This window comes from uncultured Brevundimonas sp. (assembly GCF_963974615.1).
Taxonomy (GTDB): Bacteria; Pseudomonadota; Alphaproteobacteria; order Caulobacterales; family Caulobacteraceae; genus Brevundimonas.
Genome location: NZ_CAXBDH010000005.1, coordinates 84,483 through 110,481, shown reverse-complemented (window position 1 = coordinate 110,481; position 25,999 = coordinate 84,483). Strand labels below are relative to the sequence as shown.

Sequence of the window (25,999 nt, the reverse complement as noted above, 5' to 3'; positions counted from 1 at the left end):
ACGAAATGGTCGTAAAGCGCATCGTCGCCAATATCGCTGCGCCGGACCCTGAAGCCGCGCGCGCCTTCTACGGTGATATACTTGGCCTCGACCCCGTCATGGATCACGGCTGGATCGTGACCTTTGGCGCACCGCAACTCCTGACGATGCCCCAAGTCAGCTTCGCCAGTGAAGGCGGTTCCGGTACGCCGGTTCCGGATCTGTCGATCGAGGTGGACGATCTCGACACCGTGCTTCAACGCGCCAGGGTGGCCGGCCTAGCCATCGAATACGGACCACACCAGGAACCTTGGGGCGTGCGACGCTTCTACGTTCGCGACCCGTTCAACCGCCTGATCAACATCCTTGAGCACGCTGAATCGACGTAACATTTTCGGGTCTGGCTCAGCCCCCCAGCTTCAACGCCCGGCACGCGCGTCCTGCTTGCCGAATTCCCGGTCCAGCGCGGTGGTCATCTTGCGCAAGGCCCCGCTGACGGCCTTGTCGGGGGTGGCGGCGTGATCGGTGACGGTCAGTGGCTCCTGCCCCTGGGGGCGGGCCTCCATCATGCAGCGGGTATCGGCGGGTCCACTGTGACCGGTGGCCTCGTCACCGATATGAACCTCGAGCCGGGTCAGCCGGTCACCGAAGCGCGACAGGCCGGCGCGGACATCGGCCTCGACTGCGGTCACCAAGGCTTCGCGGCCGTCGATATTGTTCGCCGTATTGATCTGGATTTGCATGATGTCTCCGTCGCTCTGGGGAAGGTTGATCTGTCGTCGCGGGACCGGGTCAGCGGACCTTGCGTGAGCGTTCCAGCACGGGGCGCTGCCCCTCCGCGCCGAACGCCCCCGAGGGGGCAATGCCGGCGCGCGGCGTGGCGGTCATGCCGTCGTCCGCCGTCCGTCCGGAATCGGGATGAGTCGGTTCAGGGGCCCTGGCCTTCAGGGCCATCGCCTTCTCTGCCAGGTCCTTCTGGGTCTCTGTCGGGGTCTCTTTGCCCTTGGTCATGGAACGCGCTCCTTGCTGTGGGGATACAGGATCAACCCGCCCCGTCCCGGGGCGTTCCGGCGCAACGACGTCGCACCCCCAGTTCAATTCGTCATCAAACCCGCCTATGTGACGGCCCTCGCCGCACGGAGTCTTCGCCTTGCTGATCGTCCTGTCCCCGGCCAAGCGGCTGGATTTCGCCGACGCCGATCCCGCCCTGCCCGCGACGGCTCCGCGGTTCGCCGAGGACACGGCCACCCTGTCGAAGACCACCCGTCGCCTGACCCGGGCTGACCTGCGCCGGCTGATGTCGATCTCGGACAAGCTGGCCGATCTGAACCGCGAACGCTTCCAGGCCTTCGACCCCGAGCCTGCCGCCGATCTGGGGGTCCAGGCCGCCCTGGCCTTCGCCGGCGACACCTATGAGGGGCTGGCCGCGCGTGAGCTCGACGCCACCGCCCTGGCCTGGGCCCAGGACCGGCTGCGCATCCTGTCGGGTCTGTACGGCCTGCTGCGCCCGCTGGACCGGATCCAGCCCTACCGGCTCGAGATGGGCACCCGGCTTAAGACCCGGCGCGGCGGCAGCCTCTACGACTTCTGGGGCGACCGGCTGTCGAAACAGCTGAATGCCGACGCCGAGGGCCAGGCCGACCCGGTCCTGATCAATCTGGCCAGCCAGGAATATTTCGGAGCCGTCGACGCCAAGGCGCTGAAACTGCCGGTCATCACCCCCCATTTCCGCGAGGAAAAGGACGGCGAGAGCCGGATCATCTCCTTCTTTGCCAAGAAGGCGCGGGGCGGCATGGCTCGTTTCGCCATCGACGAGCGGATCGACCGTAGCGCCGATCTGAAGGCCTTCGACCGCGACGGCTATCGCTTCGACAAGGCCGCCTCAACGGACACCGACTGGATATTCATCCGATCGGGAAATTCTTAGTCCGACCTGTCGCCTTCGCGCCTGCGAAGGGCTAGGCTGACTTCTCAAGACAAGACGGACGACACCTCCATGTTTCAGTGGCCCAAACGCGGCGACGGCTCCGACGCCGCACAGGCACCTTTTCGCGATATCGGCGACCTCAAGGGCCAGGTGGCGGTGATCTCGGGCTCAACCTCGGGGATCGGCCTGGCCCTGGCCCGGTCGGTGGCCGCGCGCGGCGGTAATGTGGTGCTGAACGGCCTCGGCGACCCGGCCGAAATCGAAAGCACCCGCGCCGAGCTGGAGGCCGCCTGCGGTGTCCGCGTCCGCTATCATGCCGCCGACATGCGCAAGGGCGACGAAGTCGCCGACATGGTCGCCTTCGCCGCCCATGAGCTGGGTCGTCTCGACATCCTCGTCAACAACGCCGGGGTCCAGCACGTCGAGGCGGTCGAGGATTTCCCGGCCGACAAATGGGAACAGATCATCGCCATCAACCTGTCGTCGACCTTCTATGCGACGCGGGCGGCGATCCCGATCATGAAGGCCCAGGGCCGCGGCCGCATCGTCAATATCGCCAGCGCCCACGGCCTCGTCGCCAGCCCGTTCAAATCGGCCTATGTCGCGGCCAAACACGGGGTCCTCGGCTTCACCAAGACCGTCGCGCTGGAACTGGCCCAGGACAATATCACCTGCAACGCCATCTGCCCCGGCTTCGTCGAAACCCCGATCGTCGAGAAGCAGATCGCCGATCAGGCCCGCACCCGTGGCATGTCGAAAGAGGCCGTCCTCAAGGACATCATCCTCGGCTCGCAGCCGACCAAGCGGTTCGTCACCACCGACGAACTGGCCGGGATATTCCTGTATCTGGTCAGCGATCTGGGAGCCTCGGCCAACGGGGCCAGCTTCTCGATCGACGGCGGCTGGACGGCGCAGTAGAGCCCCTCCACCGCTTCGCGGTCCCCCTCCCCATTTCATGGGGAGGAGACTCTAGCCCACAAACCCCGCTGCCCGCCGCAGCCGGTCATTAATCGCCTCGCCCAGCCCTTGATCGGGCACAGGGGCCACGGCGATGCCGGTCGGGCGCTCGCGGTCCGCTTCGCGCAGTCGCCGGAACAGATTGGCCGCCGCCTCGCGCAGGTCGCCGGACGGACTCAGGCTCCAGCGCGCCTCGCCACTGCCCGGGCCGAAGCCCAGCAGGATTTCACCGTCGCGCGCCTGCATCGCTTCGATCCGCACCGGGGCGTCGGGGGCATAGTGCAGCGCCAGTCGTCCGGGCGAGCGATGCCCGTCCCCGCCTGTGTCGATCGGCCCGATCAGGGCCTCGATCTCGGCCCGGGTCACCGCCCCCGGCCGCAACAGGGTCACGCGCCCGTCCAGCATCGACACGACCGTACTCTCGACCCCGACGATGCAATCGCCGCCGTCAACGGCCTCAGCGGTAGCGAAACCGGTCTCCTCCACCGCATCGGCATAGGTGGTCGGACTGGGCCGCCCCGAACGGTTGGCCGAAGGGGCCACGACCGGCCCGCCGAAGGCCGCGATCACCGCGCGGGCACGATCATGGCCCGGCACCCGCACCGCCACACTGTCCAGCCCGGCCCGGGCCAGATCACAGACCCGCTCGCGATCACGCACCGGGGCGACGATGGTCAGGGGACCGGGCCAGAAGGCCGCGGCCAGGGCGCGGGCGCGATCATCGAACACGGCGATACGCCCGGCCTCGACCGCATCGGCGACATGGGCGATCAGGGGGTTGAAGCGCGGCCGGCCCTTGGCCTCGAAGATGGCCGCCACCGCTCGCGGATTACCGGCGTCCGCCGCCAGTCCGTAAACAGTCTCGGTCGGCAGAATCACCAGTCCTCCGGCCTTCAGGGCCGCCACCGCAGCCGGGTCGGACCCGCGCATCAGGATTGACGCATCTGCAGACCGATCCGGATCATGACCTGTCGGCCCACCATCCGGTTCATGAGACCCGAGGTGCCGATATCGAAATCGGAGCGGTCGAGGGCGAAGGCCCCGGCCATCCGCACCCGGGTGGGCTCGACACGCAGATCGACCGGAAAGCGGACCGCCCGGGTGCGCCCCTTCATGGTGATGTCAGCGTGGGCGGTGAAGCGGTCGCCTCTTTCCGGCTCCAGGGACCGTAGCTCGAACCGGATGGTCGGATAGCGCGTCGCATCGAGGAACTCGGGCCCGGTCGCGCGTCGGGTCGCCACCGCCGGCCGCATCTTCAACGAGGCCGCCTGCACGATCACCGTCGCGTGCGTCTGCGCCGGGACCGTCGGGTCAAAGACGATGTCCCCGCGCCACGCCTCGAACCGTCCCGTTCGCACACCGCCGAAAGCCTGCACCTCAAGATCAATCGTTGAGTCCCAGGGGCCCGCCGTCCAGGTCGAGGGTGACGACACCCCCATGGTCGCGAAGGCCAGCAGGCTCAGAGCAAGGAGAGCGCGACGCCTCACGGTCGACGGGGGATAAACGGCAACATCCGGCGCAGGACATTGTCGCGATCGACAAAATGATGCTTCAACGCGCCGATCACATGCAAGGCAACCAGCACGTACAGAACCTTCACTCCTGCCCCGTGCGCCGTGATGAAGGTCTTGGCCATCGCCCGATCCAGCGGGATCGGCAATCCCGGCCAGGTGAACAGACCGAACCATTCGACGGCGCGTCCGGCAGCCGAAGACGCCGCCCAGCCCAGCAGGGGCAGACCAATCAGCAGAACGTAGAACAGCACATGGGTCGTCCGGGCGAGCAGGTTCTGCCAGCGCGGTGCCGTTTCCGGTAACGGATGGGCCGGATTGATCATCCGCCACAGCAGAAGCATGATTGTCAGCACCAGAACGCTCAACCCGACCGACTTGTGCAGGCCGATATAGGTCGCCGCCAACGGGTCCTTGACCGCGTCATACTGCTCAAAGACGGTGATCAGCCCGATCTGGACCGCGACGAGCAGGGCGATCCCCCAGTGCAGGGTCAGGGATACAGTTGAATAGCGGTGACGGGGTTCAGCCATGTCTCTTCCATTCCGCGACGGCAGGGCGTCAGATTGCGGCGTACGCCCGGGTTTGCCAAGCGCGCTTGCGTCGCTCCCGTCTACACCGGCACATAGCCGTCGATACACAGAAGAAATCGTCCAGGATTCACTTGATGACCTACCGCGCGCCCGTTCGCGACCTCGCCTTCACCCTCGAAGCCATCGCGGGCATCGACCAGATCGCCGCCACCGGGGCCTTTCCCGACTATGACAGCGAACTGATGGGCGCGGTGCTTGAGGCCGCGGGCCAGTTCTCCGAAGGCGTGCTGGCCCCGCTGAACCGCAGCGGTGACCTGCAGGGCGCGACCCTCGTCGACGGCGACGTTACCGCCGCCCCCGGCTTCGCCGACGCCTATCGCCAATTCGCCGCCGGCGGCTGGACCAGCCTGACGGCCTCGACCGGAGCCGGTGGCCAGCATCTGCCCAAGGCGCTGGAACTGGCCGCCTATGAGACTGTGCATTCGGCCAACATGGCCTTCGGCCTGTGCCCGATGCTGTCACTGGCGACGATCGAGGCGCTGGAGGCGCACGGCACCGACCATCAGAAATCCACCTATCTGACCCGGCTGGTGTCGGGCGAATGGACCGGGGCCATGGTGCTGACCGAGCCCCAGGCCGGGTCCGATCTCGGAGCCCTGACGGCGACGGCCGTGCCCAACGGCGACGGTACCTATGCCCTGACCGGACAGAAGATCTTCATCACCTGGGGCGACCACGACGCCACCGACAACATCGTTCACATGGTGCTGGCCCGCCTGCCTGACGCCCCTGCCGGACCCAAGGGCATCAGCCTGTTCCTGGCCTCGAAATATGCGGTCAATGCCGACGGCTCACTGGGCGCGCGCAACAGCTTCAAGCCGGTCGGCCTCGAGCACAAACTGGGCATCCACGCGTCGCCGACCTGTGTGATGAGCTACGAGGGGGCAACCGCCGAACTGGTCGGCCAACCCAATCAGGGGCTGTCGCACATGTTCGTCATGATGAACGCCGCCCGGCTCGCCGTCGGCATGGAGGGGGTCGGCATCGCCGAACGCGCCTATCAGCATGCCCTCGCCTATGCATCCGACCGCCGCCAGGGCCGCTCGGTCTGGACCGGCGAAAAGAACGCCCCGATCCTCGACCACCCCGACGTGCGCCGTACCCTGTCGGTGATGAAGGCCAAGATCGCCGCCGCACGATCCCTGTGTCTGGCCACCGGGGTCGCGGCTGACATGGCCCGGCACGCGGCCACCGAAGAGGAGCGGCTGGCCTGGAAGGGTCGCGAGGACCTGTTCACCCCGATCGCCAAGGCCTGGTCGACCGACATCGGCTGCGAGGTCGCCTCGCTCGGAGTCCAGGTTCACGGCGGCATGGGCTTCATCGAGGAAACCGGCGCGGCCCAGCACTATCGCGATGCCCGCATCACCCCGATCTACGAGGGTACCAACGGCATTCAGGCCATGGATCTGGTGGGTCGCAAACTGGGTCAGGACGGCGGGGCCTCGGCCAGGGCCCTGATCCTCGTCCTGAAAACAACCCTGCTGGACCTGCCGCGCCTGTATGAGGGCAAGCCCGTCGAACGCTTCGCCAATGCCGTTGAGGCCGTCCAGGACGCGACGTATTGGATCCTCGACCGCAAGGCTGCCGAAGACGGGGCCGCTGACGTGCTGGCCGCCGCCGACGCCTATCTGAAACTGCTGGGCGACGTGATCGGCGGCTGGCTGCTGGCCAAGGGAGCTCTGGCCGCCAAGGCCCGGCTCGACGCCGGCGACGGTGACACCGTCTGGCTCAACGGCAAGATCGCCCTCTATGAGGTCTATGCCGCCAATGTGCTGGGCCACGCCTCCAGCCGCCTCGCCGCCGTCGGTCAGGGCGGGGCCCTTCTGGAACGGATGTCAGCCGAGGTCCTGGCGGGCTGAGTGTCCCTCGGCCCGTCCCTTGCTCACGGCCCCGGGGCGGCATCCAGCAGCGCGATCGCCTCGCGGACGTAGTCCGCATGGGTCACGACCCCGATCTCCAGTCGTTCGCCCGCCACCAGCACCTCCTGCACCAGCACCCCGGCGATGAACGGATGGGGCGGCAGGACAGTGTCCGGTCGTTTGCGCGCCGTCGGGGTCCAGAACACCGGCCCTCCCGAGTTTCCGGCAAAGACCGGAAAATCCAGCAGGAAGGTCGGAAAGGCGCTGATCGGCGTCAGCGGCCACGAGGCGATCCGTCCGACCCTGAGGATCGGGAAACCGGCCCGGTTGGCGGACAGGCCGCGCGGAAAGCCCAACGACAGCAGTTCGTCGCCCGGCCCCACCTGCCAGGTGTCAAAGGCGTCGGGCCCGGCCAGCCAGCCCAGCGGAATCGCCGCCCGGGCAAAGGTCTCCGGCGCGACGATCTCCATCACCGCGACGTCACGCTCGGGATGGCGGGTCCAGACCGGCGTCAGGTCGGCCTCACGGATGCGTAGCGGCTCCGGGGTGAACCGCCAGCTCCCGTCCGGCAGGGCGACGCGCCAGCCGATCCGCGCCTCGGCTTCCGGCATGCGTTCCAGCACATGGGCGGCGGTGACCAGCACGGTGCGCGGGGTCCCGTCCGGGCGCGGGGCCTCGACCAGAAAGCCGGTGCCGACCGTACGCTGTCCGTTTCCGTCCGGCTGATCCAGCTGCACCGTGGCATTGATCAGCCCCAGGGTCAGGTCCCAGGCCGGTGCGGGTTGCGACGGTGGCTCCGGCGGGATCTGGATCGCGAACATGGACACTCCCTGGCGCAGCGGCTGAACTTCATTTGACGGCGCGCACGCCGCGCGCACAAGGTCTGGCCGAACCGACCGGAGCCTGCCGCCATGAATCGCCGCGAACTCATCGCCACCGCCGCCGCGACCGCCGTGGCCGGTCCCGCCCTCGCCCACCCGTCTACCGGAGCCTCAATGACCCGTCCCCAAGCCCCCGTCGCGAAGAAGATCCCGGTGACCATCGAACAGCTGGGCCGGGTCCGGACCGATGACTATCAGTGGATGAAGGACGACAACTGGCAGGCCGTGCTGCGCGACCCGACCCTGATCAAGGCCGAGGTCAGGGAACACCTGACCGCCGAGAACGCCTATCGCGAGGCGATGATGGCCGCGACCCTGCCGCTGCAGGCGATGATGTTCGACGAGATGAAGGGGCGCATCAAGGAGGACGACTCCAGCGTCCCGGCCCCCGACGGGCCGTGGGCCTACTATGTCGAATACCGCACCGGCGATCAGCATCCGCGCTACATGCGCACGTCCCGCGACGGCTCCGGCGAGCCCCGGCTCCTGCTCGACGCCAACGCCCTGGCCGAAGGCAAGGCCTATTCGCAGGTCTCGGCCGCCGAGCACAGCCCCGACCATGCCCTGTTCGCCTATGCCGAGGACGCCCAGGGCTCGGAGGTACACCACATCTTCGTCCGGGATCTGGCCACCGGCGACCTGCTGCCCGATCCGATCGGTTCGGCCACCGGCGATTTTACCTTCTCGCCCGACAGCCAGTGGCTCTTCTGGACCAATCGCGACGACAACGGCCGCCCTGACAAGATCTTCCGCCGCCCCGCGCGCGGGGGCGATGCGACGCTGGTCTACGAAGAGGCCGACGACGGCATGTTCATCAGTGTGGGCCGGACGTCCGACGATGCCTTCGTGATGATCTCGATCGCCAACCAGGAGACGTCGGAAGCGCGGATCATCCCGGCCGCGACCCCGACCGCCGCGCCGGTGGTGCTGGAACCGCGCCACACCGGCCGCCTGTATGACGCCGACCACTGGGGCGACCGCTGGGTGATTCGCACCAATGCCGACGACTCGATCGACTTCAAGATCATCGAGGCCCCGACCGCGACGCCCGGCAAGGTCCACTGGACCGATCTGGTCGCCCATGCCCCGGGCCGCTACATCGAGGGTGTGGCGCTGGTGAAGGATCATATCGCGCGCCAGGAGCGGGCCGACGCCAACACCACCATCGTCATCCGCGACCGGTCGGGCACCGAGCACGGAATCGCCGTCGACGAACCCGCCTATGCCCTGTCGCTGCGCGGGGCGTCGGAGTTCGACACCACGATCATGCGCTACGGCTACAGCTCGCCGTCGACGCCGACCTCGACCTATGACTACGATCTGGCCACACGCGAACGGACCCTGCGCAAGGTGCAGGAGGTGCCGTCCGGCCACGACCCGGCCGACTATGTGGTCGAGCGACTGAACGCCCCCGCCGCCGACGGCGCACTGGTGCCCGTGACCATCCTGCGGCGCAAATCGACTCCGGTCGACGGCTCGGCACCGCTGCTGCTGTACGGCTACGGCTCCTACGGTATTCCGATGTCGGCCAGCTTCTCGACCAACCGGCTGTCGCTGGTCGACCGGGGCTGGATCTATGCCATCGCCCATATCCGGGGTGGTTCGGACAAGGGCTGGGGCTGGTTCCTCGACGCGCGTCGTTTCACCAAGAAGAACACCTTCACCGACTTCGTCGCGGCGGCCGAACACCTGATCGGCAGCGGCCACGGCAAGGCCGGCCATATCGTCGCCCAGGGCGGCTCGGCCGGGGGTCTGCTGATGGGGGCCGTCAACAACATGCGGCCCGACCTGTGGGCCGGGGTCATCGGCCAGGTGCCGTTCGTCGACGTGATCAACACCATGTCAGACACCAGCCTGCCGCTGACGCCGCCGGAATGGCCTGAATGGGGCAATCCGATCGAGGATCCCGAAGCCTACGACTACATGATGAGCTACAGCCCCTACGACAACGTCGGGCCGAAAGCCTATCCGGCCGTGCTGGCCACCGGCGGCCTGTCCGACCCGCGCGTGACCTACTGGGAGCCCGAGAAATGGGTCGCCCGGCTGCGGCCGGCCACGACCTCGGGCAAGCCGGTGCTGCTGAAAATCAACATGGAGGCCGGGCATGCCGGATCCTCGGGCCGGTTCGACTATCTGAAAGAGGTCGCCCACGACTACACCTTCGCCGTCTGGGCCATCGACCGGGGGTGGGAGACCCCGTGATCACGATCCGCGACGCGGTCGAGTCCGACCTGCCGCTGGTGACGGCCCTGTATGGTCGCGAAGTGGAGCTGGGCACGGCAACGTTCGAGACCGATCCCCCGTCGCTCGAAGAGATCACCCGCCGCTTCAGGGCAGTGCGTGGGTTTGATCTGCCGTGGCTGATCGCCACCGTCGACGGTGCGTTCGCCGGCTATGCCTATGCCACCCCGTTTCGTCCGCGTCCGGCCTATCGCTATGCCGTCGAGGAGTCGGTCTATGTCGAGGAGTCGGCGCGGGGGCGCGGGGTCGGTCGCACGCTGCTGGCGGCCATTATCGACCGCAGTCACCAGCCGGGGCTACGCCATCTGATCGCGGCGATCAGCGAGGGCGCGACCGGTGCGGCCTCGATCGGCCTGCACAGCGCCCTGGGGTTTCGTAAGGTCGGGACCTATCGCCAGGTCGGCTGGAAACACGGGCGCTGGCTGGACGTGACCCTGATGCAGCTGGATCTGGCACCGGACAGCGCGCCTCCGGCCGGGTCAGGCTGGCTGGTCAATTGAGGGCGCGACCCGGGTGCGCTGACCAGCACTGCAGGAGCTGAACGGACGACCGCCCGACGGCGCGGACGGATGGCTGGGGAACAAGGACTCGAACCTTGAACGACGGTACCAAAAACCGCTGTGTTACCATTACACCATTCCCCAGCAGGTCCGGCACGCCCGAGGGCGTTGCCTCAGGAGGCGGTCGAGATACGCGAACGTTGCGGGCGATGCAACACCCGCCTTTGAGACTAATTTCGACTTACCGACATCCTGCCTTGCGGCGGTCAAACCCCGTCGCTATAAGCCGCGTCCTTAAGTCGGAGTGTGGCTCAGTCTGGTAGAGCACTGCCTTCGGGAGGCAGGGGTCGGAGGTTCGAATCCTCTCACTCCGACCATTTATCCGGGTTCCCCCCCGGATCGGACCGGCGAAGCGGCCGGACAGGCCCGGCCCGCGGTCCTATCCCGGGGCCCACCCGACCGGGCGGCGCACCGTTCCCTCGATACGAAGCTCGCCATCGGTCATGGTGATGTCGTCCAGGCTCATGCCGACCCACTGCAGGTCGCCGCCGGCGACATTGACGTACATGTCGAGGATATCGAAGGCGAAGAAGGCCGCCAGCACCCGCTTTCGCTTGTCGTGCGGCAGGGTGAACATCTCATCAAGCGACGGATGGCCGGTCGCGCCCTCGTAAAGGGGCTCGAAGCCAACGTCCGCGTCGTCCTCACGCAGTTCGGCCATGACCTGCTCGAAGCGGGGCCGGAAGCGGTGCAGGAACGGGGCCTCTTCGGCGACCAGAACGAACGGGTATGTCGTCAGGGGTGGATCGGACTGTCGGCCAAAATTGAACTGGCTGAAGGCGACCGTCCGGGCTTCGACGCGATGGCCGGCGACGCTGACCTCGGCCTCCAGCGGTGCGTCCGCCGGAACCGGTCCGGTGATATCTGATGGAAAGTCTGACGACATTCGATCATCCTCCGGTCATGAGCGCCAGGATCACACCCGACGAGGTCATCACCTTCTGGAAAGATGCCGGTCCCCGCAAGTGGTTCGCCAAGGACAATGCGTTTGACGCCGAGTTCCGGCGACGCTTCGAAACCACACATTTCGCCGCCGCCCGTCGTGATCTGGACGACTGGATCGAGACACCCGACGGGGCGCTGGCCCTGCTGATCCTGCTGGACCAGTTTCCGCGCAATGTGTTTCGCGGCACCGGCCACGCCTTCGCCACCGACCCGCTGGCGCGCAGTCTGGCCCGCGAGGCCGTGGCCCGGGGTCATCACGACGCGGTCGACCCTGCCCTGCGCAACTTCCTGCTGCTGCCGTTCGAACATTCCGAGCGGCTGGAGGATCAGGATCGTTATATGGACCTGGTCGCCGGTAACGCCGACTCCGAAAAATGGGGCCGCATCCACCGCGACATCATCGTCCGCTTCGGCCGCTTCCCGCACCGAAACGCCGCCCTAGGGCGCGAAACCACGCCGGAGGAGCAGACCTTCCTCGACAGCGGCGGTTTCGGCGGCTGAGGATCAGAATCGCCCCCAACCGTCCCGGAAACCGGTCACCTTTCTGTGGGCAAGCGAATCAGACGGCTGATCGCGCGCTCGAATCAGCGGCATCATTCGCAGCATGAACGCCCTGGCCCAGATCGCTGACCTGCAGACCCGCACCGGGGCCGTCCCGGCCGCGTCGGCGGACCATCCCGAGTTCCAGTATCTGAACCTGCTGCGCGACATCCTCGACAACGGCGTGCGGCGCGATGACCGGACCGGCACCGGGACGCTGGGCGTGTTCGGCCGCCAGATCCGTTTCGACCTGGCCAGGGGCTTTCCGCTGCTGACGACGAAGAAGCTGCACCTGCGGTCCATCCTCGTTGAACTGCTGTGGTTCCTGCGTGGCGACACCAATATCGCCTGGCTGAAGGAGAACGGCTGTTCGATCTGGGACGAATGGGCCGACGACAGCGGCGACCTCGGGCCCGTCTATGGCAAGCAGTGGCGCTCATGGGCCACGCCGAACGGCGAGACCATCGACCAGATCACCCGGCTGATCGAAGGGCTGAAGACCAATCCCAACAGCCGCCGCCACATCGTCAGCGCCTGGAACCCGGGTGACATCGACGACATGGCCCTGCCGCCCTGTCACTGTTTGTTCCAGTTCTTCATCGCTGACGGCAAGCTGAGCTGCCAGCTGTATCAGCGCAGCGCCGACGTGTTTCTGGGGGTGCCGTTCAACATCGCCTCCTATGCCCTGCTGACCCTGATGGTGGCCCAGGTGTGCGGGCTGGAGCCGGGCGAGTTCGTCCATACGTTCGGCGACGCCCACCTGTATCTGAACCACGTCGAACAGGCCGAGCTGCAGTTGACGCGCCAGCCCCTGCCCCTGCCGGTGATGACCATCACCCCGCACGACGACCTGTTCGCCTATGCGCCCGCCGATTTCGTGCTCAGCGCCTATGCGCCCTGGCCGCACATCAAGGCCGCGGTCGCGGTTTGATGACCTCCCGTCGTCATTCCGGGGCGCTCGTCAGAGCGAACCCGGAACCCAGCGGCGCCGAAGCGAAGCGCAGGCGATCTTTCAACACCTGCGTTCGCGACAGGTTCGCGCTCTCGCGCGCCGCTGGGTTCCGGGTCTCCGCCTCGCGATGCGAGGCTGCGCCCGGAATGACGACAGTATAGAAGCGGTTTCATGCACCTCTCCGACCTCACCGCCTCCGTCCTGCGCATCTCCGACCTCTATGCCGCCGAGCATTCCATCGACCGCGATCGCGACTGGGCCCTGCTCAAACTTCAGGAGGAGCTGGGCGAGCTGACGGCCGAGCATCTGCGCCTGACCGGCCGGGCGCGCGGCACGCCGGACAAGGACAAGCTGGGCGACGAGGCGGCGGACGTGCTGGGGATGTTGCTGCTATACTGTGACCGCGCGGGCATCGATCTCGAGACCGCGATGCAGCGGAAATGGCTGCACTGGCTGGAGCCGCGCTGAATGCCCATCCCCACCCTCGCCCTCGTTGTCGCCCGGGGCCGCAACGGAGTGATCGGCCGCGACGGGGATTTGCCGTGGAAGCTGCGCTCGGACCTGCAACGCTTCAAGGCCATCACCGTGGGCAAGCCGTGCATCATGGGCCGCAATACGTGGGAGAGCCTGCCGCTGCGGCCCCTGCCCGGCCGGCTCAACATCGTGCTGACCCGCGACGAGGGCTATGAGGCCGACGGCAAGTCGCGCGGGGCCCTGGTCTGCACCACCCTCGACGAGGCGCTGGACATCGCCCGCGAGCACGGGGCCGAGGATGAGGTCGACGAGATCTGCGTCATCGGCGGCACCGCCCTGTTCGCGGCGACGCTGGGGCGGGCGAGGACCCTGTACATCACCGAGGTCGAGGCCGAGCCCGTGGGCGACGCCCTGTTCCCGCCCTTTGACGAATCCGCCTTCGAGGAGGTCACGTCAGAGCGCCACGAACCCGGCGAAAAGGACGACCACGCCTTCACCTTCCGCGTCCTGAAACGGCGCTAAGTCTTGGGAGACCCTCAATGATCGTTGTGACTACCAATGACCTGTCCGGCTATCGCATCGTGCGACAGGTCGGGCTGGTGCGCGGCATCACCGTGCGCTCGCGCAGCATCGTCGGCAATCTGGGCGGGGCCATCCAGTCGGTGTTCGGCGGCAAGCTGTCGATCTACGTCAACCTGGCCGAGACGGCGCGGCAGGAGGCGCTGGATCACCTGATCGAACACGCCGCCGAACAGGGCGCCAACGCCATCCTGGCCATGCGCTATGACGCCAACGAGATCATGGACGGCATCACCGAGGTGCTGGCCTATGGCACGGCCGTGGTGGTTGAGGCGGAATAGGTCGTAGGAATTAGGGCTTAGGGCTTAGGGCTTAGGCTCCAGCGTCGTGCGCTTCCCTAAGACCTAAGCCCTACTCCCTAAGCCCTTGCTTCAGCTCAGCGTCGCCATGGCCGAGCGATCGAAATCCTTCAGCTCGTCCAGACGTCCGTCGCGGATCTTCTGAACCCACTGCGGATCGGCCAGCAGGGCGCGGCCGACGGCGACCAGATCGAACTCCCCGGCCTCCAGACGCTTGACCAGACCATCGAGGGAGGCGGGTTTGGAGCCCGCGCCGCCGAAGGCTGCGATGAACTCACCGTCGAGACCGACCGAGCCGACGGTGATGGTCGGCAGGCCGGTCAGCTTCCTGGTCCAGCCGGCGAAATTCAGCTCCGAGCCCTCGAACTCCGGCTCCCAGAAGCGGCGCTGCGAGCAGTGGAAGACATCGACCCCGGCCTCGGCCAGCGGGGCCAGCCAGTCGGCCAGCTCATCGGGCGTCAGGGCGTTCTGGACGGCGTAGTCCTGCAGTTTCCACTGCGACAACCGCATGATCAGGGCCATGTCCGGGCCGACGCCCTCGCGCACGGCCTTGACCACCTCGGCCCCGAAGCGGGCGCGATCGCGGATCGTGGACCCGCCCCAGCGGTCGTCGCGGTCATTGAGGCCGGCCCAGAAGAACTGATCGATCAGATAACCGTGGGCCCCGTGGATCTCGATGGCGTCGAAGCCGAGCTCGCGCGTGGCCCGGGCCGAGCGGCCGAAGGCGGCGATAGTGTCGGCGATGTCCTCGTCGCTCATCGGCTCGAGGTCGCGCTTGCCCGGCGCGGTCATGCCCGAGGGGCTGTCGACCTTGCCGAACGGGGACCAGTCGTCGCCGCGGCCGCGGCCGCGCGCCGAACCGACGTGCCAGATCTGGGGCGCGATCAGACCCCCTGCGGCATGAACTTCCTCGACGACCTTCTTCCATTCCGGCAGGGCTTCGCCATGAAAGACCGGGACAGACGCATCGTTGCGGGCAGCAGGGCGATCCACGACCGTACCCTCGGTGACGATCAGCCCAACGTCACCCTCGGCCCGGCGCCGGTAGTAGGAAGCGACGTCCCCGGTCGGGATACCGCCGGGTGAGAAGGATCGGGTCATCGGGGCCATGACGATGCGGTTGGGCATCTTCAGGGACTTGACCTGGAAGGGCTGGAACAGGGCGTTAACGCTCATCGGGCTTCCTCGCTGCATACTGGAACAGACAAGGTGGCGATTAGAGTTGCGTTTGGAAACCCTCAGAGGTCGAGTTTTTCGACGAGGGCGGCCGCCACGGCCCCCAAACGCCGCGCCATGTCCCCGTCCCGCTCGGTCGCGACCAGAGGCCGCCCGGCGTCGCCGCCTTCGCGCAGGGCCTGACTGAGCGGCAGATCGCCGAGGAAACTCACACCCAGACGCTCGGCCTCATCGCGGGCCCCGCCGTGACCGAAGATGGGAATCAGATCCCCGCTGACCGGATCGGGGAAGCCGCTCATGTTCTCGATCAGGCCCAGGGTTTTCGCCCCGACCTTCTCGAACATCGTATGGGCCCGGCGGGCGTCGGCCAGGGCCACCTCCTGCGGGGTCGAGACGATGACCATGCCGTCGAGCAGGGTTTTCTGCACCAGCGTCAGATGCACGTCGCCGGTGCCGGGCGGCAGGTCGACGACGAGGATGTCCAGCGGCTCGGCCTCGGTGCCCCAGCGGGTCTGGGTCAGCATCTGGGTCAGGGCCTGTGAGGCCATCGGCCCGCGCCAGATCATGGCGTCCTCAGCCTTGGTCAGCAGACCCACCGACATGACCTTCATGCCGAAAGCCTCATGCGGCACCATTGCGCCGTCCTCATAGTCAGGCTTGCCCGAGACGCCGAGCATGGTCGGCAGCGACGGACCGTAGACATCGGCGTCCAGCAGGCCGATGCGCAGGCCGCGCGCCGCCAGCGCGCAGGCCAGATTGACCGCCACCGTCGACTTGCCGACCCCGCCCTTGCCGCTGGCCACGCCGATGACCTGCCGCACGTGGGCCGGGCGTTCGGTCGCCACCGGGGCCCTGGCCCGCGACTGATCCATGGCCTGGGGCGACAGGCCGGCCGTGCGTCGGGCGGGGGCCGCCACCGCCTCAGCGGTCAGGACCACGGACACACGCGCCATGCCGGGCAGCGCCGCCAGTGCCGCCTCGGCCGCGTCGCGAACAGGAGCGTACAGCCGGGTCTCTGCCGACGGCACCTCGATGACGAATCCGGCCCGGTCCTCGGCCACCACCAGTCCCTGCACCAGACCGGCCTCGAATAGTCCCTGCCCGGTCTTCGGATCGATGACGGAGTCGAGGGCGGCGATGACGGCGGCGCGATCGGGCAAGGCGGGTCTTTTCGCAAAGAGGAAGGATGGGCGCTTACTATCGCCGATCGCCCCGCCCCGGCGAGCGACAAATGTTCGCAGTTCAGGACGCCGGGCGGAAATACAGGTCGAAGGCCGCGCCGCCGGCGGGGGTCAGGCGCAGACTGCGACGCACCGGCCCGGGCGTCAGCCAGCGTCGGTCAGTCAGCACGGTCAGCAGGGCGGCGGCGGCGCGCCCCGCCAGATGCGGGCGTCGCTCGGTGAAATCCAGACAGGGACGGCAGGCCAGGGAATGACCGTCGCCCTCGCCCGCCTCGATCCCCAAGCCCACCAGAAAGGCACGGCCCTGGCTGGACAGGGCGATGCCGCCGGCCCCCACGACCAGCCGGCCGTCCGTGGCCATGGCGTCAAACACCCGCACGCCCAGCTCCCCCGCCAGATGGTCGTAGCAAGTCCGCGCGAGGCGCAGGGCCGACGACGCTGCGCCTCGGGGAGTCGGCCCGACGGGCGCGAGGTGCGACATCCGCTCCAACAGCTCGGCCACCCCGGCACCCGCCAGCCGGTAATAACGATGTCGCCCCTGCCGTACCGGCGTGAGAAAGCCGCGATCGGACAGGATGGCCAGATGGCTGCTGGCGGTCGATGGCGTCACACCTGCCTCCTGCGCCAGCTCGCCGGCCGTCAGGGCCTGGCCCGACATCAGGGCGGCGAGCATGGCGGCGCGCGAGGGATCGCCGACCGCCCATCCGACATTGGCCAGAACCCGTCCTGTGTCCATGTTTCGATCTCCGTCGAAGCCACCGCTCGTCGCCGCAGCTAAACTGATCCCGATCACCAGAGGAAGTTTCGATGCAGGCCGAACCATTTGATACCGCCGCCCGGGCCTATGTCGCAGCCCATTTCTGGACCCCCGCGGCGCTGGCCGAGGCGGCGGGCGTCGAGCCCGGACGGGTCACGGAATTGGCCGCCGCCGGAATCATTCCGGGGCCGATCTACCGACGTGACCCACAGCGGGGCTGGTGGAGCGCCCTCGCGGGCTGGGTCGACGGCGGCGACGGCACCCCCGACGCCGGGGCCGAGGCGTGGGTCTCGCCCTGGGCCGTGTGGAGCTTGCGCGCGGCGCAGCTGGCCGGACGCGAGGGGGTGTCGGACGCCGTGATCGCCCGCCGCGCGCAGGAGTCGTTCGGGCGGGACTTCACCGCGGCGCTGGCAACGATCCTGCCTGCCCGGATCGCCTTCCCCGACTGTTTTGATGCCGAAGGGCGGGTCGATCCGGCGATGGCGTCTGTGGCCGCAGATACGCAGTGGCGCGGCTGGTTGCGAGGCGGCTACGCTGTCTGCCTGAGGGCATTCACGGGCGAGACCTGCGTGCAGAAGGAGTCTCTGGGGGCCCTGCTGAAGCGGCACGTCTCGGCCCCGGACGACTGGCCGATGTCGGCGGCGGAGACGCTGGAGGCCTGCGCGGCACTGGCAGCCCTGATGCTGCCGTTCGCGCCGTGGGAACGGCCGGTCGGGACGCCGGGCCGGACCATCGACACCCTGCTGGCCCGTCACGCCCTGGGGCGGGAGCGTCCTTACGACTGAGCGACGCGGGTTGCGGGAACGGGAGGCGCGTTCTATCGCCGGGTTCCCCTGTCCCGAGAGCCGCCTTGACCCAACCCCTGATCCAGCTGATCGCCGGCCCGACCGCCTCGGGCAAGTCCCGGCTGGCGCTGGAAACGGCCGAACGAACCGGGGCGGTGATCGTCAATGCTGACAGCCAGCAACTGTATGCCGACCTGCGCATCCTGTCGGCCCGGCCCACGGCGGAAGACGAGGCCCGCGCCGAACACCGGCTGTACGGAATCGCCGACGCCGCCGACGCCTGGTCGGTCGGGCGCTGGAGCCGGGCCGTGATGCCGGTGCTGGCCGAACTGGCCGCCGAGAGCCGCCCTGCCCTGCTGGTCGGCGGCACCGGCCTGTATTTCAACGCCCTGACCCGCGGCCTGGCCGATATTCCCGACATTCCCGACTCCGTGCGCGACGAGATCGGCGCGCTCTATGACTCGGCCGGCGAGGGATCCGTCCGGCGCCGTCTGGTCGAGGCCGATCCGGAGTCCGAGGCCGCCATCGCCCCCGGCGACCGGCAGCGGCTGATCCGCGCCCTGGCCGTGCTGACCGTCACCGACCGCCCGCTCAGCGTCTGGCGCGCCGATACCCGCCCCCTGCTGGCCGAGGGCAGCTGGGAGGCCGTGGTGGTCGAGCCGCTGCGCGACCAACTGTACGCCGCCTGCGACGCCCGGGTCGGGGCCATGGTCGAGGCCGGAGCGCTGGATGAGGTGCGCGCCCTGATTGCCCGGCGTCTGGACCCGACCCTGCCGGCAATGAAGGCCGTCGGCGTGCGCGATTTCGCCGCCCACCTGCGCGGCGAGGTCAGTCTGGGGGAGGCCGTCACCGCCGTGCAGCAGGCGACCCGCAACTACGCCAAGCGCCAGCTGACCTGGTTCAGGAACCAGACGCCGGACTGGCCGCGCCACCCGGGCTTTGCCTGAGCGTGGCGGCCAGCAGACCGACACCCAGCCAGAAGCCGAGGATCGGACTCATGCCGACCCCGAGCAGCGGCATCGGGAAGGCTCCGAACAGGGTGGTCGCCGCCGCGGTCAGAAAATAGGCCGACAGGGCCAGGCCGCCGGTCTGGCCCTGTCGATCGGCCGAACCGGCGACGAGGACCGGCGCGAGCAGGGTCGCGACGAGTACGACGACCGCCAGCAGGGCCAGTACGGGGCTGACGGCATAGGCCAGCCCGACGATCCCCTCGACCTCCGGGATCGCCTCGAGCGGATCCGGACGCAGCCAGCTGGCGGCAGCCAAAGCGGTTGCCAATCCGATGATCCCGTAGCGGAGCCGGGTCGATAGCGGGGCCTGGAGCGCGACGACGCCGAGCGCGAGTCCGAAGGCCGTCGCCTGGGACGCATCGGGCTGAACGACCAGCAATCCCTGGACTGCCAGGACGAGGCCCCAGGCGAGCCGCCGCTCCCGGTGCCAGGCCAGGGCCACGACCGCTGCGGGCAGCGCGACAAAGGCAACGTTGATGTGCAGGGGACCGAGATCCAGCCAGCGATGGACGCCCTGCTGCGGCGCACCAGCCAGGCTGGCCCCCACGACGACGACCGCGACGCCGAGCAGGATCATCGCTGTGCGTCGACCCGCCATGGCGGCCAGGCCGCCCGCCGCCACGGCACCCACGGTCCAGGCGATCAGATTCCGGAGCCAGGAAGCTGCCGCCACCCCTGACAGGCCACAGACCAGACAGCCCAGCGCCACCGTCAGCAGGGCGAGGAGGCCGTAGATCAGAACCAGACGGGAGGATGGGCGAGGTGCGGACATGAAAGCTTGACTATGGGGCACGGGCGGGACCGTCCACCCCCCTGATAATGCGATGGTCGCGATCCGAATGATGCCACCGACGACCCGGCCACCCCAACCCCTTGGAAGCCGGGGGCAATGCGCCTATATTGGGGGTGCCGGGGCTTGCTCCGGATATGGCGATAAACGTGCTTGTAATAAGCGGACCGGACCCGGGTGCGATTCCCGGCGGCTCCACCATTCCTTCCCCGCGTTATCGGCGGAGCGAGCATGGGGCCGACTAGCATCGACGGACGTGTAAAAAGGTTTCTTTCGCCCGTCCTGACCCACCGTATCGGGTCATTTTCTAACTGCGAACGATAACTTCGCTGGAGAAGTCGCTCTCGCCGCGTAAGCGGTTCGTGTGATTTCGAACACTTAAGTCCTGGGGGATCAGTTCCTCAGGCGGGGCCGCCAGGGGGCCTGCCAACAGAACCCCTGGCACTTTGCCGGGCGGAATCGGAGGGCACGCGACCTCTTCCGGCACATTTCCTTTCGACACCATCTTTCGCCCGCGCGCCTGCACCGCTATCAGTCGCATCCAACAACCGAGGTGACGATGGCCGACGAGCCCCCCCCCGTCGACGAGATGCACTACGAGCAGCTGGCGCAAAACGCCCTGCGCGGCGTGATCCGCTATGCGCTCGACCGCGCGGCCACGCCGGACGGCATTCCGGGGGCGCATCATTTCTACATCACCTTCAAGACCCGGGCCCCCGGGGTCAGCGTACCGCCGGACATCCTGGCCAAATATCCGGATGAGATGACGGTCATTCTCCAGCACCAGTACTGGGATCTGAGCGTCGAACCCGAGCGGTTCAGCGTCATGCTCAAATTCGGCGGCATGCCCAAGGTCCTGGGGATTCCCTATGCATCGGTGACCCGGTTCTACGACCCGTCGGTGCAGTTCCTGTTGCAGTTCGAGGCCCTGGAAACGACCGACGAAACCTCGGCAAAGGCCGAAACGGGTGCAGAGACCTCACCGCCCGACGGTGACGATGACGGCCCCAAGGTCATCTCGCTGGATCAATTCCGCAAGAAATAGGGGCCCGTCACGCGTCCGGTGCCGGGCGCGGGAACACGCGGATCGCGATGCGCTCGCGCTCGCCCTGATGCCGTTCGACCAGCAGACGGGCGACCTGACTGTCGTCGTGGAACAGATAGCCCTTGATCGCGTCCAGCAGGGCCTTGGCCAGATTGTCGAGGTCCATCCACGGCGGATCACCGATGTGCTCCATGACGATTTCGACGGTGAAGTCGCCCCAGACGGGCCGCGCGCCATGCCATTCCTTGCGAAAGAACTCATAGATCAACGGCTTGTAGTATTTGGACTGGGTCGTCAGGCCGTCGACGGTGATCTCGACGACATCGCCGGTCTCACGCGCCCGGACCTTGCCGATGCCGACCCAGTCGGCCTTCACCACGGATTACCCCGGCAACGGACCGGCAGCGGATAGTGCAGACGCGCCCGGGTGATCGGCACGGGCGGAGTCAGCAACTCGTCGCCATCCGCCGGCAAATGCTGGATGCGACGGGCGACATCCAGGCCGTGGACCACCCGACCGAAGACCGCGAATCCCTGTCCGTCCGGATTGCGACCGCCGCCATAGTCGAGATCGGGCGTGTCGCGGGTGACGATGAAGAAACTGGAGGTCGCCGTGTCCGGACCGTCCCGGGCCAGCGACACGGCACCCGCGACATGGCGAAGCCCCGTGTCACGTGTCCGCTCCAGCGGGATCGGTGCATGGGCGTCATCGTCAGACCCCCGCGGTGTCGCGGCCTGGATCACGTCGATGGGATGGGGGCTGGCGGTATTCGTTTCCCGGATCACGGTGCGGAAGACACTGCCACCGTCGTAGTCGCCCGCATCCGCATAGCGCAGGAAATTGCAGGCGCTCAGCGGCGCAGCCCTTACATTGACGGCCACGCCGATAGTGCCCTGCGGGGTTTCCAGATCAACCCGTTGATCGGTCATGTTCAGGGTCGGCACACAGGCCGACAGACCGAGGCCGGCCGCGACGGCGACAAGGGAAGGTCTGCGCTGCATGAGTGGTCTCCGCCTTGTTCACCCGTCTGCCCGTGCTACACCGCCGCGCAAACCATCGCCATGCCCGAAGAGTGCCCTGCCATGACCAAGACCCGCACCGAAACCGACACCTTCGGCCCCATCGAGGTCGCCGCCGACCGCTACTGGGGCGCGCAGGCGCAGCGCAGCCTCGGCAATTTCAAGATCGGCTGGGAGACACAGCCCCTGCCGATCGTGCGGGCGCTGGGCATCGTCAAGCGCGCCGCGGCCGAGACCAATATGGCGCTGGGCAAGCTGGATCCGAAACTGGGCCAGACCATCGTCAAGGCTGCCGACGAAGTCATCTCGGGCAAGCTGAACGACCACTTCCCGTTGGTGGTGTGGCAGACGGGGTCGGGCACCCAGTCGAACATGAACGCCAATGAGGTGATCTCGAACCGGGCCATCGAGATGCTGGGCGGCGAGATGGGCTCGAAAAAGCCGGTCCACCCCAACGACCACGTCAACATGAGCCAGTCGTCCAACGACACCTTCCCCACCGCCATGCACGTCGCCTGCGCCGAACAGGTGGTCAACGATCTGATCCCGGCCCTGAAGCATCTGCACGCCGCGCTGGACGCCAAGGCGAAGGCCTGGGCCCACATCATCAAGATCGGCCGCACTCACACCCAGGACGCCACCCCGCTGACTTTGGGCCAGGAGTTCGGCGGCTATGCGCAGCAGGTGGCCAACGGCATCGAGCGGATCGAACAGACCCTGCCGAAACTGATGGAACTGGCCCAGGGCGGCACTGCCGTCGGCACCGGGCTGAACGCCCCGGTCGGCTTCGCCAAGAAGGTCGCCGAACAGATCGCCGCCATCACCGGCCTGCCGTTCACCACGGCCCCCAACAAGTTCGAGGCCCTGGCCGCCCATGACGCCATGGTGTTCAGCCACGGGGCGATCAACACGGTGGCCGCGTCGCTGTTCAAGATCGCCAACGACATCCGCTTCCTCGGTTCGGGCCCGCGTTCGGGTCTGGGCGAACTGGCCCTGCCCGAGAACGAGCCGGGCAGTTCGATCATGCCGGGCAAGGTCAATCCGACCCAGTCGGAAGCCCTGACCCAGGTCTGTGTCCAGGTGTTCGGCAACAACGCCGCCGTCACCTTCGCCGGCTCCCAGGGCCATTTCGAACTGAACGTCTACAACCCGGTGATGGCCTACAATTTCCTGCAGTCGGTCCGGCTGATGGCCGATGCCGCCGTGTCGTTCACCGACAACTGCGTCGTCGGCATCGAGCCGCGCGAGGACAACATCAAGCGCGGCCTCGACAACTCGCTGATGCTGGTCACCGCCCTGAACGGCAAGCTGGGCTACGACGCCTGCGCCAAAATCGCCAAGACCGCGCACAAGAACGGCACCACCCTGCGCGAGGAAGCCGTCGGTGGCGGCTATCTGACCGACGCGGAGTTCGACGAGGCGGTGCAGCCCGGGAAGATGATCTCGCCGGGGTGAAGGGTACCAACTTCAGGTTGGTGGCGAGCGATCCTGTTTCGCGGTAATCTCTAACCATGAACAAGGTCGAGCTCAACGTCGGCATCGAGCCGGAGCTGGTCGAACAGGCCGAGCGGCTGGGCATCGCCATCGCTGGCATGAGCGAGGTCCAGCTGCGGCTGCACCTGCAGAAGGTCGACCCGGCCGGGGCCGAGGCGCGGGCAAGGCGCTGGGCCGAAGAGAACGCGGAAGCGATCAGAATCCATAACGAGTTCGTGGAGAAGCACGGTTGCTTTGGTGAGGAATGGCGTAGCTGGTGATTCGTCAGTTTGACGTGTTTCCGACTCCTGCATCTCGCGGCTCAGGAGAGGCACCGCTGATATGTGTCCTCCAGTCGCACCATCTCGAGACACTAAACACAGTCGTGGTCGCACCGCTCATCCTGGCGACAGCGGCACGTACATCCTCCCAAGCGGCAGTTCCGATCCTGTTTAACGACGTGAACTACCTCCTCGATGTAACCCTCGTCGCCAATATCGAGCGCAAAGGCCTGCGTCTGCGGGTCGGCTCACTGCTCTCTCACGAGGACGACATTCGCCGTGCCCTCGACCGGCTGTTCACCGGCTTCTGAGCCCTAGGGCTTGTCGCGGATCGTCGCCCCGACCGGCAACATGGCCAGCTTGGCCAGTTCCAGATCCTTCAGCGCAAACGGGATGCCGATGATGGTGATGGCCTCGGCGACGGCGATCAGGATGTGCGACAGGGCAATGTACCAGCCGGCGAAGACGAACCAGATGACGTTGAGCCCGATACCGAAACAACCGACATCCTTGCCGGTCGCCTCGCCGGCCCAGACGACCTCGCGACCGAACGGCCAGAAGGAATAGCTGGCGATACGCCAGGCGGCGAAGGTCCACGGCAGGCCGACCACGGTCAGGGCCAGGATCGCCCCGCCGAGCAGCCACAGCAGACCGGACAGCCAGCCCCCCATGATGAACCACAGGATGTTCAGGATCAGGCGGATCACGGCAGATTCCTCGTTTTCGTCGCTCGCGCGACGGCCCAGAATTGCATGGGCGGAGCGCCGGCCTCCATGAATTCGCGGTAAATTAAGGCTTCGGTCGTCTGTTTCAGGGCAAAACTTGATCCTGGCGGGGACTGCGACCAGTTTCAGACTCTCTCCCCGTCCCGGATAGCGGAGGAATGAATGGCCGAGATCATCAACCTGAATCAGGTCCGCAAGGCGCGGGCGAAGATCGAGGCCAAGGCCACCGCCGCAACGAAACGCGTCGCCCACGGGCGAACAAAGGCCGAGAAAGCCAGGGCCGACAAGACCCGCAAACGCGAGACACAGGCGCTGGACGGGCAGAAACTGGAGGACTGAGCCATGGCCGATCCACGCAAGGATCCCCGTATGCGGCACGGGCTGATCCCGGTGCTGGTGGCGATGCGGGTCAAGGCTGAACGTGAAGAGCGTGAGAAACAGGCCGCGCGCCAATCAGACGAGACACCGGCGGACAAGCCACGCAAGCGCGGCTGGCGGCGCTGGTTCGGCGGCTAGACCGTCACGATCCGGGGCGCGCGGATCAGCAGGGCCTGACCAGCCAGCACCAGCCCCAGTCCGGCGAAGGCAGGCCAGCCGAAACGGGCCCCTTCAAACATCACAGACACCAGCATGGCGATGGGCGGGGTCAGGGCCGAGATATAGCTGGCGAGGGCGTAACCGCGGGACCGGGCCAGGGTGAAATAGATCACGAAGGCGATCACCGAGCCGAAGATCGACAGGTAGAACAGCGAGCCCAGATAGGCGGCGGTCAGCTCGAAACGCCAGTGTACCCCGGTGGCGACCCCGTACAGGATCAGGATGCCGGTACCATAGGCCATGGCCCAGGCCGTGGCCGGGATCACTGCCGCCCCGGCGACCTGACCGCGCCAGGCGAAATAGTTGCCGACGGTCGAGCTGCAGACGGCGATGACGGCGAAGCCGATCCCGACCAGCGCCACCACCCCCAGATGAGCCCCGACGATCTCGCTGGCTGACAGGACCGCAACCCCGATCAGGCCCAGACTCGCGCCAGCCCAGGCCATCGGCGCGGCCTTCTGGCCGGCGACGACGCGAAACAGCACCAGGTTGAGGAAGGCCAGGGCAGCGAAGATGACGGCGACGATGGCCGAGGCCACGCGCTGTTCGCTGGCATAGACGAAGGCATAGCTGAGAGCGAAGACGAAGGCCCCCTGCCCCAGGGCCGCCAGATGCTGGACCCGGTTCAGGCGGATCGAACGTCCGGTGAGCAGGCAGCCGGCGAACAGCACGATCGCGGCAAGGCCGAAACGCCAGACCACCGAGGCGACCGGATCGACCCTGCCCAGCTGGAAGGTGATGGCGAACCAGGTCGTCCCCCAGATCAGGGCACAGATCGCCACGCCGAGCAGCGCCAGAACACCGGCCGAGGGTCGACGGAAACCGGACAGGGTCAAGACGCGCTCACAGAAAGGATCAGAAG

The 25,999-nt window shown here is 67.3% G+C and carries 34 protein-coding genes, 2 tRNA genes and 1 other RNA gene; 21 read left to right on the top strand and 16 right to left on the bottom strand.

Annotated features, from left to right (window positions below):
* Nucleotides 1-5: 5 nt before the first annotated feature.
* Nucleotides 6-368: a VOC family protein gene (locus AAC050_RS04750; protein WP_339913910.1), complete on the top strand. Its 363-nt coding sequence runs from the start codon at nucleotides 6-8 to the stop codon at nucleotides 366-368.
* A gap of 30 nt (nucleotides 369-398) precedes the next feature.
* On the opposite strand, the gene AAC050_RS04745 is transcribed toward AAC050_RS04750, so the two are convergent.
* Both AAC050_RS04745 and AAC050_RS04740 read right to left on the bottom strand, forming a co-directional pair.
* Complete coding sequence (locus AAC050_RS04745) at nucleotides 399-722, bottom strand: hypothetical protein (protein WP_339913909.1); 324 nt, start codon at nucleotides 720-722, stop codon at nucleotides 399-401.
* A 49-nt stretch (nucleotides 723-771) separates the two neighbouring features.
* Nucleotides 772-990 carry a hypothetical protein gene (locus AAC050_RS04740; RefSeq protein ID WP_339913908.1) on the bottom strand — a complete coding sequence of 73 codons (219 nt, stop codon included), beginning with the start codon at nucleotides 988-990 and terminating at the stop codon, nucleotides 772-774.
* 139 nt (nucleotides 991-1,129) lie between these two features.
* On the opposite strand from AAC050_RS04740, the gene yaaA reads away from it, so the two are divergent.
* The gene (gene yaaA, locus AAC050_RS04735; protein ID WP_339913907.1) at nucleotides 1,130-1,906 is read left to right on the top strand and encodes a peroxide stress protein YaaA; all 777 of its coding nucleotides are present in this window, start codon (nucleotides 1,130-1,132) and stop codon (nucleotides 1,904-1,906) included.
* 69 nt (nucleotides 1,907-1,975) lie between these two features.
* A complete protein-coding gene (locus AAC050_RS04730) occupies nucleotides 1,976-2,824 on the top strand; it encodes a 3-hydroxybutyrate dehydrogenase (RefSeq protein WP_339913906.1) in 849 nt (282 codons plus the stop codon).
* A gap of 51 nt (nucleotides 2,825-2,875) precedes the next feature.
* On the opposite strand, the gene AAC050_RS04725 is transcribed toward AAC050_RS04730, so the two are convergent.
* The 3 genes from AAC050_RS04725 to AAC050_RS04715 are packed head-to-tail and all read right to left on the bottom strand — an operon-like array spanning nucleotide 2,876 to nucleotide 4,907.
* Entirely contained in the window at nucleotides 2,876-3,793 is a 918-nt protein-coding gene (locus tag AAC050_RS04725) for an L-threonylcarbamoyladenylate synthase (protein ID WP_339913905.1), read from the bottom strand.
* On the bottom strand, nucleotides 3,793-4,350 hold the full coding sequence (locus AAC050_RS04720) for a YceI family protein (protein ID WP_339913904.1): 558 nt from the start codon (nucleotides 4,348-4,350) through the stop codon (nucleotides 3,793-3,795). Before AAC050_RS04720 ends, AAC050_RS04725 begins: the two co-directional genes overlap by 1 nt.
* Nucleotides 4,347-4,907, bottom strand: a complete 561-nt coding sequence (locus AAC050_RS04715; RefSeq protein WP_339913903.1) for a cytochrome b — start codon at nucleotides 4,905-4,907, stop codon at nucleotides 4,347-4,349. Before AAC050_RS04715 ends, AAC050_RS04720 begins: the two co-directional genes overlap by 4 nt.
* Nucleotides 4,908-5,041: 134 nt before the next feature.
* Here AAC050_RS04715 and AAC050_RS04710 point away from each other — a divergent pair, with 134 nt between their 5' ends.
* A complete protein-coding gene (locus tag AAC050_RS04710; protein WP_339913902.1) occupies nucleotides 5,042-6,826 on the top strand; it encodes an acyl-CoA dehydrogenase in 1,785 nt (594 codons plus the stop codon).
* A gap of 23 nt (nucleotides 6,827-6,849) precedes the next feature.
* Here AAC050_RS04710 and AAC050_RS04705 read toward each other — a convergent pair whose 3' ends face one another.
* Nucleotides 6,850-7,647, bottom strand: a complete 798-nt coding sequence (locus tag AAC050_RS04705; RefSeq protein ID WP_339913901.1) for a serine protease — start codon at nucleotides 7,645-7,647, stop codon at nucleotides 6,850-6,852.
* Nucleotides 7,648-7,737: 90 nt separating this feature from the next.
* Here AAC050_RS04705 and AAC050_RS04700 point away from each other — a divergent pair, with 90 nt between their 5' ends.
* Together AAC050_RS04700 and AAC050_RS04695 are read left to right on the top strand one after the other, a co-directional pair.
* Nucleotides 7,738-9,909 (top strand): S9 family peptidase, encoded by a 2,172-nt coding sequence (locus tag AAC050_RS04700; protein WP_339913900.1) that lies wholly within the window; start codon nucleotides 7,738-7,740, stop codon nucleotides 9,907-9,909.
* Complete coding sequence (locus AAC050_RS04695; RefSeq protein WP_339913899.1) at nucleotides 9,906-10,448, top strand: N-acetyltransferase family protein; 543 nt, start codon at nucleotides 9,906-9,908, stop codon at nucleotides 10,446-10,448. Before AAC050_RS04700 ends, AAC050_RS04695 begins: the two co-directional genes overlap by 4 nt.
* A gap of 70 nt (nucleotides 10,449-10,518) precedes the next feature.
* Here the strand turns inward: AAC050_RS04695 and AAC050_RS04690 are convergent.
* Nucleotides 10,519-10,592 (bottom strand) — tRNA-Gln (locus AAC050_RS04690).
* A 156-nt stretch (nucleotides 10,593-10,748) separates the two neighbouring features.
* Between AAC050_RS04690 and AAC050_RS04685 the strand changes: the two genes are divergently transcribed.
* Nucleotides 10,749-10,825, top strand: a tRNA-Pro gene (locus AAC050_RS04685).
* 62 nt (nucleotides 10,826-10,887) lie between these two features.
* On the opposite strand, the gene AAC050_RS04680 is transcribed toward AAC050_RS04685, so the two are convergent.
* Complete coding sequence (locus tag AAC050_RS04680) at nucleotides 10,888-11,394, bottom strand: hypothetical protein (protein ID WP_339913898.1); 507 nt, start codon at nucleotides 11,392-11,394, stop codon at nucleotides 10,888-10,890.
* 17 nt (nucleotides 11,395-11,411) lie between these two features.
* On the opposite strand from AAC050_RS04680, the gene AAC050_RS04675 reads away from it, so the two are divergent.
* From AAC050_RS04675 to AAC050_RS04655, 5 genes are all read left to right on the top strand, one after another.
* The gene (locus AAC050_RS04675; protein WP_339913978.1) at nucleotides 11,412-11,954 is read left to right on the top strand and encodes a DUF924 family protein; all 543 of its coding nucleotides are present in this window, start codon (nucleotides 11,412-11,414) and stop codon (nucleotides 11,952-11,954) included.
* Nucleotides 11,955-12,057: 103 nt separating this feature from the next.
* Nucleotides 12,058-12,924 (top strand): thymidylate synthase, encoded by an 867-nt coding sequence (locus AAC050_RS04670; protein WP_339913897.1) that lies wholly within the window; start codon nucleotides 12,058-12,060, stop codon nucleotides 12,922-12,924.
* A 192-nt stretch (nucleotides 12,925-13,116) separates the two neighbouring features.
* The gene (locus tag AAC050_RS04665; RefSeq protein WP_339913896.1) at nucleotides 13,117-13,413 is read left to right on the top strand and encodes a phosphoribosyl-ATP pyrophosphohydrolase; all 297 of its coding nucleotides are present in this window, start codon (nucleotides 13,117-13,119) and stop codon (nucleotides 13,411-13,413) included.
* Entirely contained in the window at nucleotides 13,414-13,941 is a 528-nt protein-coding gene (locus AAC050_RS04660; RefSeq protein ID WP_339913895.1) for a dihydrofolate reductase, read from the top strand.
* A 17-nt stretch (nucleotides 13,942-13,958) separates the two neighbouring features.
* The gene (locus AAC050_RS04655) at nucleotides 13,959-14,279 is read left to right on the top strand and encodes a YbjQ family protein (protein WP_339913894.1); all 321 of its coding nucleotides are present in this window, start codon (nucleotides 13,959-13,961) and stop codon (nucleotides 14,277-14,279) included.
* 90 nt (nucleotides 14,280-14,369) lie between these two features.
* Here AAC050_RS04655 and AAC050_RS04650 read toward each other — a convergent pair whose 3' ends face one another.
* The 3 genes from AAC050_RS04650 to AAC050_RS04640 all read right to left on the bottom strand — a co-directional run bounded on the left by AAC050_RS04650 (nucleotide 14,370) and on the right by AAC050_RS04640 (nucleotide 17,390).
* Nucleotides 14,370-15,473 (bottom strand): NADH:flavin oxidoreductase, encoded by a 1,104-nt coding sequence (locus tag AAC050_RS04650; protein WP_339913893.1) that lies wholly within the window; start codon nucleotides 15,471-15,473, stop codon nucleotides 14,370-14,372.
* A gap of 62 nt (nucleotides 15,474-15,535) precedes the next feature.
* On the bottom strand, nucleotides 15,536-16,633 hold the full coding sequence (locus AAC050_RS04645) for an Mrp/NBP35 family ATP-binding protein (RefSeq protein WP_339913892.1): 1,098 nt from the start codon (nucleotides 16,631-16,633) through the stop codon (nucleotides 15,536-15,538).
* Between the two features lie 82 nt (nucleotides 16,634-16,715).
* Nucleotides 16,716-17,390: a helix-turn-helix transcriptional regulator gene (locus tag AAC050_RS04640; protein WP_339913891.1), complete on the bottom strand. Its 675-nt coding sequence runs from the start codon at nucleotides 17,388-17,390 to the stop codon at nucleotides 16,716-16,718.
* 71 nt (nucleotides 17,391-17,461) lie between these two features.
* Between AAC050_RS04640 and AAC050_RS04635 the strand changes: the two genes are divergently transcribed.
* Nucleotides 17,462-18,196, top strand: coding sequence for a DUF6058 family natural product biosynthesis protein (locus AAC050_RS04635; protein ID WP_339913890.1), 735 nt, complete (start codon nucleotides 17,462-17,464; stop codon nucleotides 18,194-18,196).
* 65 nt (nucleotides 18,197-18,261) lie between these two features.
* Nucleotides 18,262-19,143 carry a tRNA (adenosine(37)-N6)-dimethylallyltransferase MiaA gene (gene miaA, locus AAC050_RS04630; RefSeq protein WP_339913889.1) on the top strand — a complete coding sequence of 294 codons (882 nt, stop codon included), beginning with the start codon at nucleotides 18,262-18,264 and terminating at the stop codon, nucleotides 19,141-19,143.
* Here miaA and AAC050_RS04625 read toward each other — a convergent pair.
* On the bottom strand, nucleotides 19,097-19,978 hold the full coding sequence (locus AAC050_RS04625; protein WP_339913888.1) for a hypothetical protein: 882 nt from the start codon (nucleotides 19,976-19,978) through the stop codon (nucleotides 19,097-19,099). The two genes, miaA and AAC050_RS04625, sit on opposite strands and share 47 nt — an antisense overlap.
* A gap of 97 nt (nucleotides 19,979-20,075) precedes the next feature.
* Between AAC050_RS04625 and ssrA the strand changes: the two genes are divergently transcribed.
* Together ssrA and AAC050_RS04615 are read left to right on the top strand one after the other, a co-directional pair.
* Nucleotides 20,076-20,442, top strand: a transfer-messenger RNA (tmRNA) gene (gene ssrA / locus AAC050_RS04620).
* A 113-nt stretch (nucleotides 20,443-20,555) separates the two neighbouring features.
* Nucleotides 20,556-21,041 carry a ClpXP protease specificity-enhancing factor SspB gene (locus AAC050_RS04615; RefSeq protein ID WP_339913887.1) on the top strand — a complete coding sequence of 162 codons (486 nt, stop codon included), beginning with the start codon at nucleotides 20,556-20,558 and terminating at the stop codon, nucleotides 21,039-21,041.
* 7 nt (nucleotides 21,042-21,048) lie between these two features.
* On the opposite strand, the gene AAC050_RS04610 is transcribed toward AAC050_RS04615, so the two are convergent.
* Entirely contained in the window at nucleotides 21,049-21,420 is a 372-nt protein-coding gene (locus AAC050_RS04610; RefSeq protein WP_339913886.1) for a RusA family crossover junction endodeoxyribonuclease, read from the bottom strand.
* On the bottom strand, nucleotides 21,414-22,043 hold the full coding sequence (locus AAC050_RS04605; RefSeq protein WP_339913885.1) for a peptidylprolyl isomerase: 630 nt from the start codon (nucleotides 22,041-22,043) through the stop codon (nucleotides 21,414-21,416). The genes AAC050_RS04610 and AAC050_RS04605 overlap by 7 nt, the downstream gene beginning before the upstream one ends.
* An 81-nt stretch (nucleotides 22,044-22,124) precedes the next feature.
* Between AAC050_RS04605 and fumC the strand changes: the two genes are divergently transcribed.
* From fumC to AAC050_RS04590, 3 genes are read left to right on the top strand one after another with little or no spacing between them, the layout of a single operon-like run.
* Nucleotides 22,125-23,516 (top strand): class II fumarate hydratase, encoded by a 1,392-nt coding sequence (gene fumC / locus AAC050_RS04600; protein WP_339913884.1) that lies wholly within the window; start codon nucleotides 22,125-22,127, stop codon nucleotides 23,514-23,516.
* Between the two features lie 56 nt (nucleotides 23,517-23,572).
* Nucleotides 23,573-23,815, top strand: coding sequence for a type II toxin-antitoxin system CcdA family antitoxin (locus tag AAC050_RS04595; protein WP_339913883.1), 243 nt, complete (start codon nucleotides 23,573-23,575; stop codon nucleotides 23,813-23,815).
* A complete protein-coding gene (locus tag AAC050_RS04590; protein ID WP_339913882.1) occupies nucleotides 23,812-24,126 on the top strand; it encodes a CcdB family protein in 315 nt (104 codons plus the stop codon). The genes AAC050_RS04595 and AAC050_RS04590 overlap by 4 nt, the downstream gene beginning before the upstream one ends.
* A 3-nt stretch (nucleotides 24,127-24,129) precedes the next feature.
* Here AAC050_RS04590 and AAC050_RS04585 read toward each other — a convergent pair whose 3' ends face one another.
* Nucleotides 24,130-24,522 carry a YccF domain-containing protein gene (locus AAC050_RS04585; protein ID WP_339913881.1) on the bottom strand — a complete coding sequence of 131 codons (393 nt, stop codon included), beginning with the start codon at nucleotides 24,520-24,522 and terminating at the stop codon, nucleotides 24,130-24,132.
* Between the two features lie 180 nt (nucleotides 24,523-24,702).
* On the opposite strand from AAC050_RS04585, the gene AAC050_RS04580 reads away from it, so the two are divergent.
* Both AAC050_RS04580 and AAC050_RS04575 read left to right on the top strand, forming a co-directional pair.
* Nucleotides 24,703-24,879: a DUF4169 family protein gene (locus AAC050_RS04580; RefSeq protein WP_339913880.1), complete on the top strand. Its 177-nt coding sequence runs from the start codon at nucleotides 24,703-24,705 to the stop codon at nucleotides 24,877-24,879.
* A 3-nt stretch (nucleotides 24,880-24,882) separates the two neighbouring features.
* Nucleotides 24,883-25,056 (top strand): hypothetical protein, encoded by a 174-nt coding sequence (locus AAC050_RS04575; protein ID WP_339913879.1) that lies wholly within the window; start codon nucleotides 24,883-24,885, stop codon nucleotides 25,054-25,056.
* Here AAC050_RS04575 and AAC050_RS04570 read toward each other — a convergent pair.
* The gene (locus AAC050_RS04570; RefSeq protein ID WP_339913878.1) at nucleotides 25,053-25,973 is read right to left on the bottom strand and encodes an EamA family transporter; all 921 of its coding nucleotides are present in this window, start codon (nucleotides 25,971-25,973) and stop codon (nucleotides 25,053-25,055) included. The two genes, AAC050_RS04575 and AAC050_RS04570, sit on opposite strands and share 4 nt — an antisense overlap.
* Between the last annotated feature and the right edge of the window lie 26 nt (nucleotides 25,974-25,999).